This is a genomic window from Shewanella xiamenensis, from assembly GCF_024971755.1.
Classification (GTDB): domain Bacteria; phylum Pseudomonadota; class Gammaproteobacteria; order Enterobacterales; family Shewanellaceae; genus Shewanella; species Shewanella xiamenensis.
In genome coordinates this window covers 4,571,526-4,589,827 of the sequence record NZ_CP079718.1, presented here as the reverse complement: position 1 = coordinate 4,589,827, position 18,302 = coordinate 4,571,526, and the positions used below count along the sequence as shown (strand labels likewise).

Here is an 18,302-nt window from a genome sequence, read left to right as displayed (position 1 = left end):
ATGGATACCAGTATGGAATTTACCCTCGGCTTATCCCAAGGCGTTGCTTGGCCTTGGCCGATTGCAGTGTATTTATTTTTCGCGGGGATTTCGGGCGGGGCGTTAACCATTGCGCTGGCGCTGCGTTTTTACCTAGGCCAGGTTGAAAATACCGCCTTCTTAAAAGCCGCGACCTTGCTGTCCTTTGTGACCATTAGCTTAGGGATGTTATGTCTGGTACTCGACTTGACTAACCCCTTATTCTTCTGGCGAATTTTGGTGTTTTATAACTTAAATTCTGTGATGTCGATTGGTGTTATTGCGCTGTCGGTATATATCCCGTTAGTGGCAGTGGTAGCACTTTTAGCCCTCGAAAAAGAGCTGATGGCCATCCCACAATTGAAGTTTTTAGCGCCGATTATTGCCAAGTTAAAAGGCTTTAGACGCCCAATGGAAGCGCTCGCGTTAGTGCTGGCGTTATCAGTGTGTGCTTACACAGGCTTCTTGATTTCTGCGTTGATCCGCTTCCCGCTGATCAACACCTCGGTACTCCCTGCGCTGTTTATTGCCTCGGGTCTATCCGCGGGTGGCGCTTCAGCCAAAATGCTGGCGGTGTGGTTATTTAAAGAACCCCTGCACAGCGGCGAAATGAAGATTCTGCACGGCGCTGAGTGGCCCATTATGTTCGCCGAAGCCATGTTTATTTTCATGATCGCGACAGCACTATTAACGGGTAATGCCGGTGGTCAATTTGCTTTTGCCGCCTTCCATGAAGGTGTGTGGGCAAGCGTATTCTGGATTGGTGTTGTGGGTATCGGCTTTGCCGCGCCACTGCTACTGAACTTTGCGACGGGTAAACATTTTAGCCATTCGGCCAAAGCGTTTTATATGTCGGGAATGTGTGCGGTAGTGGGGATGATGTGTCTACGACTCTTTATCCTGTTAGCGGGCCAAAACTACGCGATTTAACGATGTACTAAGGCCTCGGCCTTTGATGAACCATTTTTTTATCAACCCTCGTCGCAAGAGGTCTGTCCCTGCAAGGTGCCTTGGCGAGGCGTTGATATTTTTCAAAGGATTAACAGCATGAAAAAGTTCTTTGGGTTGTTACTACTCGCTCCTTTGTTATTAGGCTGCAATAAGAGTGAAGCGACCGATCACCAACACAAAGCCGAGATGATCCACGAGCATGATCGTTGCCACCTATGCGGTATGGTGATCACTAAATACCCTGGACCAAAGGGTCAAGTACACCTTAAGGCCGAGAAGATGGTGCCTAAGTTTTGCTCTAGCCGCGATATGTTTAACTTTGCCTTACAGCCTGAAAATAAAAGACAAATTGCTTACATGATGGTGCATGACGCCGCGACAACCGATTGGGAACAGCCTGATGATGGCGCCTTTATCGATGCCGCCAGCGCATTTTATGTTTACGGCACTAGTAAAAAAGCCGTGATGGGGCCAGCAGTCGCACCTTTTAGCACTAAAGCCGCCGCCGAAGCCTTTGCAAAGGAATACGGTGGACGCGTATTAACCTTTGAAGATATCACTCTCGAATTACTCGCTGGCGATAAGTAGGCGATTGATCATGCTGCGTTTATTGCTCCTCTGTTGGCTCTGCACCTTATCCTTTATCGGTGTGACGCAGGAGTTAAGGGTTAAAGATTCCGCCTCTTTAACCCAAGCATTAGCGCAGGCGCAGGATGGTGACACACTCGTACTTGATACCGCAGTGTATGAAGGTAATTTCAGTGTCACCCGCTCCATTCATATTAAGGCCGAAGCGGGCGCGACCCTCGATGCCCTACGCCAAGGCAGCGCCCTCACCATTACTGCACCCAAAGTGATTGTCGAAGGACTCAATATTCGCCATTGGGGGCGGGATCTTTATTACCATGATGCAGGCATTTTATTGCAGCCCGGGGCAGACGAGGCGCTTGTTAAGGGCAATCGGCTGGTGGGGGATGGCTTTGGGATTTATGGCGAACAACTTGCTGCGCCCCGTATTCTTGAAAATAGCATCAGTGGCAATGGCGCTATCTATGTATTAGACCGAGGCGATGGGATTTTCCTTAAGCATGTGACCGCGCCCGATGTGCAACAAAATCATGTTATCTTTGTCCGTGATGGGGTATATCTCGAGTCGGTGACGGACAGCAACATTCACCATAATCAATTCGCTAAGCTTCAATACGGCATTCACTACATGTATACCCGAGGTGATGAAGCCTCAAACAATCAAGCGATTAGTGTCGACGGCGGCTACGCATTGATGAATTCACAACAAATCTACCTGCACCATAATCGCGTCAGCCAAGCGCGGGACTTTGGCATTCTGCTCAATATCACCAACGACTCTCATATTCAGGCGAATATCGCCACAGACGTGAAGCATCCCCAAGGTTCGGTAGAACTCGGTAACGAAGGCAAGGGCATTTTTATCTACGCCGCGCAGAATAATCGCATTCAAGATAATGAATTTAGTCACAGTGATACTGGGATCAGCATGGCGATGGGCGGTGAAGCAAACCGCCTTTGGCATAATCGTATTTTAGCCAATCAGACCCAAGTTAAGTACGTCGGCGAAGCGCAGCTGGAGTGGAGTTATCAGGGGCAGGGCAATTATTGGTCTGAATACCGCGGCTGGGATGCTAATGGCGACGGAGTGGGGGATGTTACCCACAGACCTAACGACAATTTAGACAAGCTATTTTGGCTCTATCCCGAGGCGAAACTACTGATGGAAAGCCCAGTGGTATTGCTGCTGCGTTGGGTAGAGCGGCAGTTTCAGCCAACGAGTGTCAGCGGTGTGAGTGATAGTTTCCCCTTAATGCGACTGACCACAGAGGGAGATGGAATATGAGCCATTTTACCAACAACGCCATCAATCTACAGGCACTGACATTAATGACAAAGCAAACTGCCGCCCAAGGGCAAGTGGCTGTTAAGGCCGTGGGATTGAGCAAGCGCTATGCCGAATTTGAAGCGGTAAAAGATCTTAATTTTGAGGTGTTTACAGGCCAAACCTTAGCGCTGCTAGGCCATAATGGTGCCGGTAAATCTACGCTGATCAAAATGATTTTAGGCTTGGTATCCCCAAGCGCGGGCCAGTTATTTGTGCAGGGGCAAGAGGTACAAGCCAAGCGGGTCAATGCGAGTTTATCTTTAGGGTATTTGCCTGAAAATGTAAGCTTTTATGACAATATGACGGCGCATGAACTCTTAAGTTACTTTGCCAAGCTTAAGGGCGTTGCACCTGTGCGAGTCAACCTTTTACTGGAAGAGTTTGGTCTGATGGCGGCTAAGGATAAACGGCTGCGCACCTTTTCCAAGGGGATGCGCCAACGTTTAGGCTTAGCGCAGGCGGTGCTTGCTGACCCTAAAGTGCTGTTGTTGGACGAACCGACAGTCGGGCTCGACCCGCTGGCATCGGCCTTTTTGTATCAAAAAATGGCGCAACTTAAGGCCCAAGGCTGCGCGATCATTATCAGTACCCACGAGTTAGGTTTAGTGCAAGATCAAATGGATAGCGCGCTGATTTTAGGCCAAGGCCAGATGCTTGCCTCAGGGAATTTGCTCAGTCTTAGGGCTGCAACCTCGCTACCCAGCCTGATTGAATTGCATCACTTTACGCCGCTGCAATATCAGCAGTTGCTAAGCCAAGCGTTGTTCGCCTCACTGTTAGAACCCTCAGCCTCAGACCGAGTGTGCTTAAGGGTGCCTGATGCGCTAAAAGCCAAGGTGATACAGCAATTACACTCCCTGAAGATCCATGAGTTTTCTATTGTGCCGCCGAGTTTACAGGATATTTTCCATTGTTATATGGCGAATCTTCAGCCCCAGAGCGCGTCCAGTTGCAACACCTTTGCTGGTACAGAAAACCTTAATTCGGAGTTAGTGGCATGAGCCAAATCTGTCAGTTAGATCAGCAGCAAGGCTTGTCGAGTTTTCGTCCTCCTATGGCGCTGACATTGATTCAAGCCGTTGCGGTAAAAGAATTTAAAGACAATCTGCGTAACCGTTGGTTATGGCTTATGGCGGGTATGTTATTGATTCTTTCGCTGTGTGTGAGTTTTATGGGCAGCGCAGTATCGGGCAGTTTAGTGGTATTTGAGAGCGCGCAAATTTTTTCTGGTTTAGTCACGCTCGCGGTGTTTATTTTACCTTTGGGTGCCATTTTACTTAGCTACGATAGCTTTGTTGGTGAGCGGGAATCGGGCACCTTGCTGTTGTTGCTGACTTACCCCTTAGCCCGTTGGCATTTGGTTTGTGGCAAATTACTCGGCCACGCCTATGTGATGGCCACTGCCTGTTTATTGGGATTTGGCTTAACGGCCTTGTTGCTGCTTGTCCTTGGAGCCGAACACGCACGGCTGGCCTTAGTGATTGGCTTTATTCATCTGATGGGTAGCGGAATTTTATTGTCCTTAGTGTTTGTACTCTTAGGTTACTGCGTGAGCCTGTGTGTGCGCGAAAAAGCCAAAGCCTTAGGTGTATTACTGCTGCTCTGGTTTGTGTTGGTGTTGGTCTACGATTTGGTACTATTAACAGCCCTCGTCAGTATGGCTGAAGTACTCAATCGTCAACTATTTAACCTATTGATTTTAATCAATCCTACCGATCTTTTCCGGGCTTTAAACTTACTCGCAAACCCTGCCGATACCTTATCGGCAAAGAGTACTCTCGCCCTAATTTCCCAAATGGGTATGGGCTTGCCCTTAATGTATGGTGTATTTGTGTGCTGGTTGACTGTTTTGCTACTGGTTTGTTGCGTTATTTTTAATCGCCAAGAAGTTTAGATACCCCTGCATTAGTTTAAATTTACGCTTAAAAAACAATAGGTAAACTGAGTGTAGAGTCACAGTATTTTATGTTGTTAAAAGGTAAAATAAGCCATCTTGATTTGGTAGCCACAAGTCACGGTTGCTCTCGGGTGAAACTGAGTTTCACTGTGTTTGCCCGTTGTTAGCGCAATCATAGTCTATTGTTTTGGCTTAGTTTTGGGCGCTTAACATGCATAAAATTACTTCATACCTCATGCTAGATGAACAGGCCAAGCTGCTGGTTGACCATGTTCATGGAACCGAGATCGGCCTGACTTTTTCAGAGGCCGCCGTACTCGTGTTGCTGCTGTCATCGCCGAATGCCATTTTTACCAAGGAAGAATTGCTACAAGTAGGCTGGCCAAATCGCGTGGTCGCACCAACCTCTTTGACCCAATGCATCAGCACATTACGTAAAAAATTAGAGCCTTATACCGAGGTACAGCTCAAAACTGTGGCGCGCCGCGGTTATCAATTGCATGTCTCAGAACAGTCCCATGTAAAAATGTTGGCGATTAACGATGCTGATGCTATCCGCGATGCGATTGTGGGTGTCTCTGCTTGGACTAAGGTTGCTGGTATCGTCATGCTGGGGATGATCCTCACCTTGATCTGGTACTGGAGCGATCACCATGCTGTGGTGAAGCATGTCGCGAAATGGAATGCCGATAAATATATCAGCCTGAATATTGGTGGCACCTTAGGTACGGCGCAGGTGTTGTATATCGATGATGAAGAGCATTTACACCCCTCGTGGTGGCAAAAACATTTAGCCCCAGAAGGCAATCATATCGATGGCTTACCTTATTTCAGTGCCTTTGCGTCAACGGATGGTAAAAACTATTCGATGGCAATATGCCCTGCGTTAGATGCCAAGGATTGTACTGGCAAAGGCATCATCAATATCACTTCGATTGATGCTAAACCCGCTGGCCTGAGTATGGCGGAATTTATTCCACTTAGTAAAAAGATGGAAGAGCGGATCCGCTACAACCGCGTAGTCTTACCTGTTGATGATAAAGGGGTTGGGGAGCTACTGGAGCATAACTACCATGCGGATATTTATTTTCCGGTGGCTGGTGAGTTACTGGTTCGCACGGATCTCAGCATGTCGCTGGTGTACGAGGGGCAAAGCCGAGGCAAGTTTTACTCCACCTCATGCATTACCGATCAGGACTGTTTAACCACACCGATTAAGTACACCATTCGGGGCGATTTTGAGCAATATCAAACCCAGATAGGTGATCTCAATGTGGATGTTTTTCATGTCAAAGTATCACAAAAAGAGCTGACCAAACCCGATGAAGTGAGCCACTCGGCAATGCAGTTTTACCGCGCGATTCGTAAGCACGATATTCGCGATGAAGATCTGTTCTATTATCGGGTTTATCAAAATAAGGACACAGCCGTTTGGATCGTCCCGCAAATGGGACAACTGCTGGCGTGGACTCAGTACACCCAAGTCAAACTCTAACTTCGCATGTTATTAAAACAGCCGATAGTCATCGGCTGTTTTGTTTTGGGCTCGTCGCTCAAAAGCGTGTATTAAAGACTTTGCATTAACTTTCTATCATAAAGTGTGAGTTTCTTTTACATCCCACCATATCGCCAGTTACACTGCCAGACCATGCTAGCAAGCATCTAGATTAGCCAAAATACCAAAAATACAAGAATAACAACGGAAGGAGTCTCTTATGTCGGACCGCCTGATCCCCGCCTTATTACTGTCAACAACAGTACTGACGGGATTAACTGCCTGTGGTGATAACACCAAGGAAACCGCTGCTGCCGCCAGCGACAATGCTGCAAAAGTACAAACCAGCGCAGCACCTGCTGCTAGCCAACCCGCCATGCCGATTGGCATTAACCTCGCGGCCATGTCGCCCAAGGTGAAACCCGGTGATGACTTTTATACCTACGCCAATGGCGAATGGATGAAAACCACTGAGATCCCCGCCGATCGCTCAAGCACGGGCGCCTTTTTAGTGGCTTTCCAAGAGACGGAAAAGCATAAGACCAGCCTGATCGCCGACTTAGTCAAGGCCGAACACGCCGCTGGCAGCGATGATGCGCGCATTGCCGATTTCTACAAGGCGTACACTAACACTGCGGCAATCGATGCGGCGGGCATGAAGCCAATGGAAGCCGATTTAGCCCGTTATCAAGCCATTGCGGATAAACAAGCCTTATCGGCGGCGCTTGGTGCTAACCTGCGCGCCGATGTGGACCCGCTCAATGCCACCGACTTTTTCACCGAAAACCTCTTCGGTATTTTCGTCACCCAAGGTCTGGCGACTCCGGGTGAAGTATTACCTTATTTTCTCCAAGGCGGTTTAGGTTTACCCGAGCGCGAATACTATCTGTCGGACGATCCTAAAATGGTCGAGATCCGCACCGCTTACCGCGCTTATATCGAAACCCTGCTGACCGATGCGGGTATTAGCGATGCTGCTAGCCGTGCAGATCGTATTTTTGCTCTTGAACACAAGATCGCTAGCGCCCACGCCAGCCGTGAAGACAGTGAAGATTTCACTAAGGCATCGGGTGTGTGGAGCCGCGCCGACTTTGACGCTAAAGCCCCGGGTATCGACTGGACAGCGTTTTTAGATGCCGCCCAGCTTGGCAAGCAAGACAGATTTGCCGCCTATCACGCTAGTGCTATTACCAACCTCTCGGCGCTGGTGGCCTCTGAACCGCTGGATGCGTGGAAAGACTGGTTGGTGTTCCACCATATCAACAGCCACGCCGATGTATTGCCATCGGCTATCGATAACGCCTCTTTTGCCTTTAACGGCACTAAGTTGTCGGGTACCCCTGAGCAGCGTAGCCGTGATAAACGCGCCTTGAGTGCCTTGGATGAATACCTAGGTGATGCCGTGGGCCGCGCCTACGCCGAGCATTATTTCCCGGCCTCGGCCAAGGCCGAAGTTAGCACTATGGTGGATAACATCGTCAGTGCCTTTGGTAAGCGGGTCGAAAAACTCGAGTGGATGGACCCTTCAACTAAGAAGGAAGCTTTAGCTAAGGTCGCGACCATCGCCGTTGGCGTGGGTTACCCCGATAAGTGGCGCAATTACGATGCCTATGCCGTATCGCCAACCAATGCCTACGCCAATGCCATCAATGGTGAAAAGGTGGAATATGCCCATCAACTCGCCAAAATCGGCAAACCAATGGACAAGGGCGAGTGGTGGATGACGCCGCAAGTGGTTAACGCGGTTAACCTGCCAGTGCAGAACGCGCTTAACTTCCCAGCGGGGATTTTACAGCCGCCATTCTTCGATGCTAATGCCGATGCTGCCTATAACTATGGTGCGATTGGCGCTGTGATTGGCCATGAGATCAGCCATAGCTTCGATAACAATGGTGCGGCGTTCGACTCGACTGGCGCTATGCGTAACTGGTGGACACCAGCGGACTTTGCTCAGTTTGCTAAGCAGGGTGAGGCATTGGCGAAACAGTTTGATAGCTATGCGCCATTCCCAGATCTGCATGTAAACGGCAAGCTGACCTTAGGTGAGAACATTGCCGACGTGGCGGGCTTAGCGGCTGCGCTCGATGCCTACCATGCCTCGCTTAACGGTAAGCCTGCGCCGGTTATCGATGGCTTTACTGGCGACCAACGCTTCTTTATCGGCTTCGCGCAAACCTGGGCGACTAAGATGCGTGACGAAGCCCTGCGTGCCCGCGTGGCGACCGATGGTCATGCCCCTGGCATGTACCGCGCGCTGACCGTGCGTAACTTAGACGCTTGGTACACCGCATTCGATGTGAAACCCGGCGACAAGCTGTACTTAGCGCCAGAGGAACGTGTGAAGATCTGGTAAGTTTAAGGTGCTAAAAACAAAGGGAACCCTAGGGTTCCTTTTTTGTTAGCGATTTTGCAGTCGATTGTAGTCCAGCCAACCGCTTTCAATCGGATGACTGTCGAAAAAGGCTTGGTTGAGTTTGTCACTAAAGGCCCAAAAACGCGGATCGGTACGGCGCACCGCCGCCAAATCCAATAACGCCTCGTAGTCTTTTTCGGTTTGCATGCCTTCGACCTTAGCTACGACTTTGGCTAAGTCCTGCTCCTTAATATGCCAGAAGGCTTCGGGATAACTGCCCAAAAGCCCGCGCACTAGCGTGACATCATCCTTAGCGGGCTCGCGATTGCTTTCCTCATTGAATAGGCTCGAAATATTCCGATGGGCACTGTTACGCACTAAGGTAAAGATTTCCGCTTTGCCCGTTTTTTCAGGCTCAATCATAATCATCGTCAGCTCGGGCAAAAGAGTCGCTTGCGTACCTTTGACTCTGCCTAGCGCCTGCAACAATGCCTTGCTATTGGGTTGTAACTGACTGAGTGCGATTTGATAGCGTTGGGGCTGAACCTTGCCGACCTTAGCGGCCAGTTTTTGGTAGAGTTCGGCCTTAAGGTCGTCCGTGTAGTAGAGCACGCCCGTGGGTTGATTGAAGGTATTAATATCCCCCGCGATAAAGGCGGTTAGCTGGGTGCCAGCATCTTGATACCAATCCTTAAACTGCTTACGGCGCTCCTCTTGGGGCAACAAGGTCAAGAAGTTAGATTCGCCCTCCATGCGTAAAAAATCCATATACAGGCGGGTGAGCAGCTGGTGGCCATAGTTGCCATACACATCGAAACCTGCGACCAAGAGGTAGTGAATACGCTCTAGCAGGGCATAGTCGATCACCCAAGCCGTTTTGGGGGATTCTCCCACTAACCCTTTGACCACAGTGGCATTATCGAAATGCCTAAACACCGTCAGGCTGGCATTATCATTACTGCCTTCTCCGTCCCATAAACCATCGATAGTGAGGTGTCGGCCATTTTTAAACTTTTGATTTAAAAACTGATTTCTCGCTCGCATATAATCGCCCTGTTTGGCGGCGTATTTCACCCAGGTCACGGCAAGGGCGGTGCTTTCTTCCTCGGCGGGCATGCGTAGGTTCTCGATTTGGCCCTGATAGAAGTCGGTAAAGTCGCTATCGTCCATATATTCTGGGGTGACAAAGTAAACCCAAAATCTATCGTTGATCACATTGAGGGCGACCTGACCACGGCAAACCGGCCCCTTGATAAAGCCCATAATGGTGTCTTGGGCGCGGGTGAGCATAAAGCGATAACGCGAGCCTGCGGGCAGTTGAATAAAGGCCTCGAAGGGATTGGCCGCCACGCTCGGTTTATAGCTGGGCAGCGAGCTGACTTGGTATTGGGCATCGATAAACCACTGCTGCCAGTTTTGCAGAACAGTGTTATTTAAGGCGTAGGGAATATGGGTTTTATCGACGATCGTGGCGCGATAGGGCTGAAAGCGGTAATACACCCGCGAAACTTGCGGATCGTCGAAGGGGCGGCGGCTAGCAATCAGATCAATCGGTTTGCCCGGCGGTGTGCGTGAGCGCACTAACTCAAAGTAAATCGCAGGGGCATTGGCCGCGGTTAACGACTCAAAATACAGGTGGAAGGCAAACAAGTGCTCGTAAATATAACGGGCGCTCAGTTGCGCCTTGAGGCTATCGGCGTTTAAAAACTGCTCCCAGCGAGCGATTTCGTCGTTGAACTCGGCGCTAAGCGCAGCTGGCGTTGGCAACACAGCGCCCTGTTCGAGCCATTGCATTAATACCTTATGTTCCTGCTGATTGAGCGCAGGCAAGCCGTAGGGCATGCCCGCAAGCGGTTGGTATTGCTCGTATTTGTCCATTTCCTCAATGCTGGCGCATTGCTGAACCCGATCGAGGCTAAAGTCGAAACTTTTATCGAGCAGTTTAGTGTCCGGCAGGGGATGAGCCTGTTTTAGCGTTAGCATCCGCGCCAGTACTGAGGCCTGAGTATTGACCTGTGGGGTCTGAGCGCGCTCATTGAGCACGGGATAAAAACCGCGTTCGCGCCATGCTTCAGGTGTGTGGGCATCGACAAATAACCGATTCGGCGTTGCCGCCATCAAGCGGGTGCCCTGATAGACTTTTTCCTTGTTCGCGCCCCGTTCAATGCCCTCACTGGAAGTCATTTTAAGCTGACATGGCGCATCGTAACAAGCATGGCAAACCACGCAGCGACCGTTGATGATAGGTTCAACGGCAGAATGATAAGCCTTTGTTTGTGCTGTGAGTTCACTTTGGATTGGCTGATTATCGGCCCGCGTCTGCGGCGAGCTTTTACCGTAAAGGTTATCAAAATCCACTTGGGCGACGCTGGCACAACCCGTGACCGCTAACACTAGGGCCAATAGCCAGCGTTTCCAGACTGCATTTATCGGATTCATATCCACTCCTTTGCCCGATTGATGAGCTTTATCCATGCCTAATCTGCAACACTCTAGCAGAATAGTCTGAACAAGTTGAATTTACTGTTTATTTGGGGTGTTTATTCGACCTGTTCACGGGTTAAGATGAATGACATGCGTGAATGCTAAGCTTTACTGGGCACAAATCGATAAGGGAAGAAGATGACTACAGAACGCTATTTTTACGAGCCGAGTAAGGGACATGGGTTATCGCACGATCCCTTAAATGCCATTATAGCCCCCAGGCCCATAGGTTGGATCTCCTCCCGCAATGCACAGGGACAACGCAATCTCGCGCCCTATAGTTTTTTCAATTGTTTCAACTACCAACCACCTATCATCGGCTTTGCCAGCACAGGCTGGAAGGACAGTGTTGCTAATATCGTCGACACCGGCGAATTTGTGTGGAATCTCACTACCCGCAGCCTCGCCGAGAAAATGAATCAAACTTCCGCCATGTTACCCCGTGGGGAGGACGAGTTTGCCTTTGCCGGACTCACCCCAAAGGCTGGCACTATCGTTCAAGCCGAGCTGGTGGCCGAAAGCCCAGTAAACTTTGAGTGTAAGCTTTCTCAATGTATTCAATTAACTGCTGCCAATGGCGACAAGATTGATACTTGGCTAGTCTTAGGTGAAGTGGTTGCCGTACATATCGCCAAGCATTTGCTCAATAGTGAAGGTGTGTATCAAACCGCCCTCGCCGAACCCGTGCTGCGCGCCGGCGGCCCATCCGCCTACTATGGGATCTCTGAAGAATTAAGGTTTGATTTGCATAGACCACAGGTGTAAGGGTTGCTCAGGTGCCGCAGGGCTGTGGGTGTTTAACCCCGAGTTGGTTTATGGTTGTGGTGTTAAAGGTTTATACATTAGTAATTAAAAGCTAAATCAACGTCGTGGGGCTTCACCCCCTGATTTTTTATAAAGAGTCGACCAAGGAGGGAGCAACAGCAATTCCCTCTTGCCCCTTCGTTAACAAGAGTCCTCGCCGAACAACGTCCATGTTTAACTGCCAGTTCGCCGTCCATGGCTCTCGTTCGTATAGCTGCGTTGCAGCACTCACCCTAGTGAAGTTACATGCATTGGTTAGTGGTTTCGTGCTTATTCGAAAATCGCTAACGCTTTCGATGGTACATCCCCCTTTGTGTTAAACAGATAGTCCGAAAGCTAGCGATGCATCCGTGCAATCCTTTAAATAAAGTGTCTTCAACGCCCTTCAGCAACTTTGCAGGGGAGGTGACTGCTGTCAGTTCAATTGGTTATATCTAGTCTTAATATTTGATTGGTTATAACAAATACGAAAAATAAAACAATCAAAGATCATGCACATGCTCACTTTCTACCCAGAATGATTTTTGCTATTGTGTAAAAAATTTTAAATCAGCGGGTTATGAGTAATTTACCCAATTCTAAGGTGAGATTATGTGCATGTACAGGATACAAATGTTGTGTCCACTGGCTAGTGGATTGAGCGAACGGGAATGAATTCATATTTAGTGTCGGACAATCCGATAATATACGCGGACATGAACGTATACAGGTACTTGGCATGCGGAGATATATCTATCCATCAACCTGAGCGGTTTATTTGGGTTTATTCTCACGTTCATTTAGATGAAATACATAGGAATGGGAATACCGACGCTCTTGAGGGGATGCGTTTACTAAGAGCCGTAGAGATTAGTGATGTTTTAAATGAAAAATTCCACTCTGTAGGCAATATTGTCCTTCGCGACTACATTGATCCTTTTACGAGATACGATCTGCACTTAGATGCAATAGCTGGGTATGAATATGTGGCTGACCATTTGGTCGAGCATATCATACGAGCTTTTGGGGCGGATAACTTCAAAGAGCTTAGAGAAACGCCAGACAAAATGCTGGAAGAAATAGAAAGAATTACAAGCATTGTCGACGATGATCGGCGTCAACAGATAATTGGAAAAGCTTCTGTTGTTTCGTGCGACTTGAAGGATTCGATCGAGAAGCATCTTAAAGAGCGAATGCCAATAGATAAAACAAGGCAAGCCTTCGGCATCACAAGCGAAGCTCGAAAAAAAATTGAGCAATCTAATTTTGCAATAGATAAAGTTTGGGATCTAATATCTCCATCAATGCATAACATAACAAAGGACCAGTTTTTTGGGTTTGAGAAAATTTCTGGAGTTGAGGGTGTGGAGCACACTCAACATGGCGCAATCTCAAGTGCACATATAGTTCTTAATATGATTGGTATAAGTCCTGACAAGGGATTAGCTAAGCGAGAAAAAATCAAGAACATTATGTCTGATAGCCAACATATCGGCATGGCTTCTTACTGCAATGCATTAGTTTCAGCAGATAAAGCAATTATTAATAAAGCAGCGTGCATATATTCATATCTAAAAAATATCACAAGTGCTTTGCATTTTGAGTACAAGAAAGGATATGAACTAAATCTCGGCATCAATAAATCATAACAAGCATAGGAATAATGACTACATTTTTTCTTTGCTACAGTGTTGGTATGTCTCCCGAGAAAAAGAAGTAGAAAAAAGTTAAAGAATAATTGGATAGTCAATACTTTTGGGGATACTTTTTAAAAGTTGTTATACACAGTGGTTTGTAATTATTTTTATGTTCCTAGTTGTGTTTTAAGGAAAAGGACTTGTAAATGAACTCCATATCTTTCAGTGAAGCGGTAAATGGTCATAAGAAAACATTAGATGTTTGCAATTTATTTTGCAAAGGATTTGCAAGTTGGCTTGTTAAGCATGAAATCGGAAATGCAAATTTATCTTATTTTGTTTTTTATGGACAAAAAATAGAGGTTTCACTTTCTCCTGTTTATATGGGTAGGCTGCTCGGTAAATTGGAACTGTACTTGTTAGCTCCAACAGAAATAGCTGAGCAAATGAAAAGAGTATATTTGATTTCTATATATATGTCACATGAGCAATGTTATGGGATATTAAATAATGAATCTAATGATAGCAACATTTTTTACATAAAAAGTACTAATAAGACTGAAATGGAAAGCTATATTTATAAACCTATAATTAAAAAGTTTTTTCAGCATTACAATGTTGAAACTTTCTAGAGTGCAAAATGGTTACTATATTTTTATATAAAAATTGGTTTTAGATGGATTAAACCCCCACGACTTTGATTTGTGCTTTGATTAAAGAAATAACCTTTTTAATTTTCTAAGGAGAGGTTGGTGCCTTTTGATTTATCGGAAGAACAGTTAGCGCTAACGGAACAAGAGTTGGGGGCGACACTGCCTCGTGAGTACCGTGAAGCGATGAAATTGGATAATGGTGGCGAAGCCGTTACAGCAGAAGATGATTGGGAGTTGTATCCGATTAAAGATACTTCTGATAGAAAACGAATTTCCCGTACTTGCAATCATATCCTTTATGAAACTGAGTCGTGCAAAGGGTTTCACCATTTCCCCGATAATGCGGTCGCGATTGCGGGCAATGGGTTAGGCGATCAAATGGTTTTTATTAAAGAATCAGGCCGGATTTTGGACGCTGTGTATTTGTGGCTGCATGAAACGGGTGAGCTTCAAGAGTTGGCTGCATCTTTTAATGGAATCGAAAAGTCGTAAGCGCAGGTGCTAGTTGACCCATTAGCGTGAAGATCAAGGACTTTTATTCATAAAAGAAGTTTGGAAAGTGGCAATTCTGTAGCCCTGATGTTTGCATTCATTTTCGAAAAACTAAATTGCGGCTAAAACCGTGCATGCTTGTAATTATTTTTGACAAAATGTTGATTTGTGTGTTTTTGCTGGTTTTTTTATATCTTTGATGTTGTGTTAGCGCTATGGCACATACCTTATTTACAGATAAATAATCCCCTGACTTTCTAATCGCCAAAATCTAGGTTATTACTATTCTATCAGTAAGATAAAGTGCTGAACCCGTTTAATAAAGTGAGTTCTGTTGTCACTGTTTGAGTCGTCGTTACGGGCTGCCTTGTCGTGTCCACTGTGGAAGGCTGTTGGTTGGAATACTACTTAGGAGAAGGCCCGCTTATCGCGGTGTTCATCCTAAAAACAAATTATTAATCAGTGCAGGAGCAAATATGAAAAAAGTGGTAATGATTGCCATGGCGACGGTCTTACTGGGGATGGGAGGATGCTCGGTAAAGGAAAGGGCGATGAGTGGGTTTCAAGTTGTGCCCTTTGATGCGTTCAAAACGAGTGAAACTAATCCCAATCAGCGTATTTATAAGGAGCAGGGTGTAGATCTGCGCCAGTACAATCAAGTGTTGCTCGATCCATTACAATTTATTCGTCAAGAGAATGGCCAGTGGTATCTATTAACGGCTAATGAGCAGAATGAGATTGGCCGTTATTATCATACGAAGTTTAAAAATGAATTGACGAAAAATGGAGTCAAGATTGCGACAGAGTCGGGCCCTGGCGTGATTAGAGTTCAAGCGGCGGTGACAAATTTCGATTTGACTCGACCAGAGCTTAAATTACGCGATTTATTACCGGCGAAGATTGCCATTGATGTGACAAAAGAGGCAATAGGTATGGAGCCTTACTTGCTCAAGGTTGGCAGCATGTCGCAATTGCTTGACTCACAAAGCGGTAAGTTATTAGTGCGAGTTTTAGATGCTCGCGAGAGTGAAGACACTACCCAAAAAGATACCCCAATTAGTGCAAGCGAGCTGGAAAAGATGATCGACCAGTGGGCTGCCAGTCGCGCTAAACAGTTAGCTGACAACTTGGGCAAATAAGCACAAAAATCTGTTTAAGGTTGGCTAAAATACTTAGCCTTTACGCATCCGGTTATAAAACAAAACCCCAGTGAAAACTGGGGTTTATTGTTTGAGTCTATATTGGCAGGTTAACCTGCCAAGCTAATCAATCAATGCGTTATTTGATAAACGCGAAGGCATCGCCATAGAGATGGGCTTCGTCTACTCCCATTTCGCGGAAGATTTCGCGGGCGGCACCGACCATATCGAAACGACCTGCGATATAGATGTCATAGCCATTGAGGCTAATAAAATCCTGTTTGATTTGCGCGAGCAGGTTAGCGGTTTTCCCCTGCCAGTTAGCTGGGGCCTCTTCAATAACGGGCACAAAATGCAACCAAGGGTGAGCGTCGTGCCATGCGCGGGCGATGCTTTCGTAGTACATCGCATCTTGGGTGCGGCAACCCCAATACAAGGTTGTTTCGACCTGTTGGCCGAGGGCGATTTGTTGCTCGACAATACTCTTGATGTAAGAGAAGCCTGTGCCACCGGCGATCAATAAACGTGGGCGCAGGCTGTCGTGGCGTAGGTGAGCGTCGCCACCTGGCGCTTCGATGTCGATATGCGTGTTATTACGCAATCTTTCAACTACTTGCATTGGATAACTTTCGCTGACGGCCGCACCAATATGAAGCTCAATCACTTCGGCATTAGGGGCGGACGCGATAGAGAAGGGACGTTTATCTTTTTCACCAATCACAACACACAGGTATTGTCCCGCTTGAAATTCAAAGGGGGTGTCAGGCTTTAACCACACCTGATATACGGCGTCGTTAAAGGGGGTTACTTTCTCTATCTTACAACGTATGGTTTTCATCAAACTTCCTTTGCACCTTTTTATTTTGTTAGAGGTGTCGCATTAGGGCCATTCGCGGCCAATTCTCTTGGCTTAAGTGGGTACGTCGTGCTTAAGCTGAATTATAGGGTCGGGCTGTCGTCTATGCCTAACTCATCCCAGATTGAGTCGATCTTTTGCTTAACCTTAGGGTCCATCACAATCGGCGTACCCCATTCGCGGGTGGTTTCGCCTTCCCACTTGTTGGTGGCATCGAGGCCCATTTTTGAGCCTAAGCCCGCTACTGGGGAGGCAAAGTCGAGGTAATCGATAGGGGTGTTATCGATCATCACGGTGTCGCGCTTAGGGTCCATACGGGTGGTAATGGCCCAAATCACATCGTTCCAGTCGCGGCAATTTACATCGTCGTCGACCACCACAATAAACTTGGTGTACATAAATTGGCGCAGGAAGGACCAAGCGCCCATCATCACCCGTTTCGCATGGCCGGGGTATTGTTTGCGAATCGAGATCACTGCCATCCGGTAAGAACAACCTTCAGGAGGCAGATAAAAATCAATAATTTCAGGATATTGCTTACGCAAAATCGGCACAAACACTTCGTTGAGTGCCACGCCTAACATGGCGGGTTCATCCGGTGGACGGCCAGTGTAGGTGCTGTGGTAAATCGGATCTTTACGGTGAGTAATATGGGTCACGGTAAAGACGGGGAATTTATCCGTCTCGTTGTAGTAACCCGTGTGGTCGCCGTAGGGGCCTTCTTCGGCCATTTCGTTGGGATCGATATAGCCTTCGAGGATAATCTCGCTGCTGGCGGGCACTTCTAAATCACAGCTTAAGGCTTTGCAGACTTCGGTGCGTTCACCGCGCAGCAATCCTGCAAAGGCGTATTCGCTCATCGCATCAGGTACTGGGGTTACCGCGCCTAAAATAGTCACTGGATCTGAGCCTAAGGCTACAACTACAGGGTAACGCTCACCGGGGAATTGCTCTTTAAAATCAGCAAAATCAAGCGCGCCACCACGGTGGGATAGCCAGCGCATAATGAGTTTATTCTTGCCGAGCAATTGCTGGCGATAGATCCCAAGATTTTGGCGATTCTTACGCGGGCCTTTAGTAATGGTTAAGCCCCAAGTGACCAGCGGCGCGACATCACCCGGCCAACAATGCTGAATCGGTAACTGGGTTAAATCGACTTCATCGCCAGTTTTTACCACTTGCTGACAAGCGGGATTACGCACCGTCTTGGGTGGCATATTCAAGGCTTGCTTGAACATAGGGATTTTTGAAATCGCGTCTTTAAAACCGCGTGGTGGCTCGGGTTCTTTTAAAAACGCTAATAGCTCACCGACTTCGCGCAGCGCTAACGGGTCGTCTTTACCCAGCGCCATGGCGACACGTTTTGGAGTACCAAAGAGGTTGGCCAGCACTGGCATGGAATGATTGGTTGGATTTTCGAACAGAAGTGCAGGGCCTTTGGCACGCAGAACGCGATCGGCGATCTCTGTCATTTCTAAATGAGGATCAACGGGGTAGCTAATGCGTTTGAGTTCGCCATTGGCTTCCAGATGATCAATAAAGCTGCGTAAATCCTTAAAACTCATGTGGAAATAGCCTCTGCAGTGGAAATCCGTGTGGCGCGCACTATAGCATTTTTCTGTTTTAGGG

15 protein-coding genes are annotated in these 18,302 nt (G+C 47.5%); 12 read left to right on the top strand and 3 right to left on the bottom strand.

Annotation, left to right across the window (positions count from 1 at the left end):
* From nrfD to KXJ80_RS21215, 7 genes are all read left to right on the top strand, one after another.
* On the top strand, positions 1 to 948 hold the full coding sequence (gene nrfD / locus KXJ80_RS21245) for an NrfD/PsrC family molybdoenzyme membrane anchor subunit (RefSeq protein WP_047537518.1): 948 nt from the start codon (positions 1 to 3) through the stop codon (positions 946 to 948).
* A 117-nt stretch (positions 949 to 1,065) separates the two neighbouring features.
* The gene (locus tag KXJ80_RS21240; protein WP_037413896.1) at positions 1,066 to 1,557 is read left to right on the top strand and encodes a nitrous oxide reductase accessory protein NosL; all 492 of its coding nucleotides are present in this window, start codon (positions 1,066 to 1,068) and stop codon (positions 1,555 to 1,557) included.
* Between the two features lie 10 nt (positions 1,558 to 1,567).
* Positions 1,568 to 2,842: a nitrous oxide reductase family maturation protein NosD gene (gene nosD / locus KXJ80_RS21235; RefSeq protein ID WP_218737536.1), complete on the top strand. Its 1,275-nt coding sequence runs from the start codon at positions 1,568 to 1,570 to the stop codon at positions 2,840 to 2,842.
* Complete coding sequence (locus KXJ80_RS21230; RefSeq protein WP_218737535.1) at positions 2,839 to 3,885, top strand: ABC transporter ATP-binding protein; 1,047 nt, start codon at positions 2,839 to 2,841, stop codon at positions 3,883 to 3,885. Before nosD ends, KXJ80_RS21230 begins: the two co-directional genes overlap by 4 nt.
* Entirely contained in the window at positions 3,882 to 4,778 is an 897-nt protein-coding gene (locus tag KXJ80_RS21225; RefSeq protein WP_218737534.1) for an ABC transporter permease, read from the top strand. Before KXJ80_RS21230 ends, KXJ80_RS21225 begins: the two co-directional genes overlap by 4 nt.
* 214 nt (positions 4,779 to 4,992) lie before the next feature.
* Positions 4,993 to 6,276, top strand: coding sequence for a winged helix-turn-helix domain-containing protein (locus KXJ80_RS21220; RefSeq protein ID WP_218737533.1), 1,284 nt, complete (start codon positions 4,993 to 4,995; stop codon positions 6,274 to 6,276).
* 220 nt (positions 6,277 to 6,496) lie between these two features.
* On the top strand, positions 6,497 to 8,629 hold the full coding sequence (locus KXJ80_RS21215; protein ID WP_218737532.1) for a M13 family metallopeptidase: 2,133 nt from the start codon (positions 6,497 to 6,499) through the stop codon (positions 8,627 to 8,629).
* Positions 8,630 to 8,674: 45 nt separating this feature from the next.
* On the opposite strand, the gene KXJ80_RS21210 is transcribed toward KXJ80_RS21215, so the two are convergent.
* Positions 8,675 to 11,068 (bottom strand): fatty acid cis/trans isomerase, encoded by a 2,394-nt coding sequence (locus KXJ80_RS21210; protein ID WP_259474508.1) that lies wholly within the window; start codon positions 11,066 to 11,068, stop codon positions 8,675 to 8,677.
* Positions 11,069 to 11,251: 183 nt separating this feature from the next.
* Here KXJ80_RS21210 and KXJ80_RS21205 point away from each other — a divergent pair, with 183 nt between their 5' ends.
* From KXJ80_RS21205 to KXJ80_RS21185, 5 genes are all read left to right on the top strand, one after another.
* Positions 11,252 to 11,878, top strand: coding sequence for a flavin reductase family protein (locus KXJ80_RS21205; RefSeq protein WP_218737530.1), 627 nt, complete (start codon positions 11,252 to 11,254; stop codon positions 11,876 to 11,878).
* Positions 11,879 to 12,567: 689 nt separating this feature from the next.
* A complete protein-coding gene (locus KXJ80_RS21200) occupies positions 12,568 to 13,545 on the top strand; it encodes a hypothetical protein (protein ID WP_218737529.1) in 978 nt (325 codons plus the stop codon).
* A gap of 194 nt (positions 13,546 to 13,739) precedes the next feature.
* Positions 13,740 to 14,165 (top strand): hypothetical protein, encoded by a 426-nt coding sequence (locus tag KXJ80_RS21195; RefSeq protein ID WP_218737528.1) that lies wholly within the window; start codon positions 13,740 to 13,742, stop codon positions 14,163 to 14,165.
* 120 nt (positions 14,166 to 14,285) lie between these two features.
* On the top strand, positions 14,286 to 14,678 hold the full coding sequence (locus tag KXJ80_RS21190) for an SMI1/KNR4 family protein (RefSeq protein WP_218737527.1): 393 nt from the start codon (positions 14,286 to 14,288) through the stop codon (positions 14,676 to 14,678).
* A 392-nt stretch (positions 14,679 to 15,070) separates the two neighbouring features.
* The gene (locus tag KXJ80_RS21185) at positions 15,071 to 15,817 is read left to right on the top strand and encodes a DUF3313 domain-containing protein (protein WP_231570500.1); all 747 of its coding nucleotides are present in this window, start codon (positions 15,071 to 15,073) and stop codon (positions 15,815 to 15,817) included.
* A gap of 139 nt (positions 15,818 to 15,956) precedes the next feature.
* On the opposite strand, the gene fre is transcribed toward KXJ80_RS21185, so the two are convergent.
* Both fre and ubiD read right to left on the bottom strand, forming a co-directional pair.
* Positions 15,957 to 16,655: an NAD(P)H-flavin reductase gene (fre, locus tag KXJ80_RS21180; RefSeq protein WP_218737526.1), complete on the bottom strand. Its 699-nt coding sequence runs from the start codon at positions 16,653 to 16,655 to the stop codon at positions 15,957 to 15,959.
* Between the two features lie 101 nt (positions 16,656 to 16,756).
* Positions 16,757 to 18,238: a 4-hydroxy-3-polyprenylbenzoate decarboxylase gene (ubiD, locus tag KXJ80_RS21175; protein ID WP_037413946.1), complete on the bottom strand. Its 1,482-nt coding sequence runs from the start codon at positions 18,236 to 18,238 to the stop codon at positions 16,757 to 16,759.
* Positions 18,239 to 18,302 lie beyond the last annotated feature (64 nt).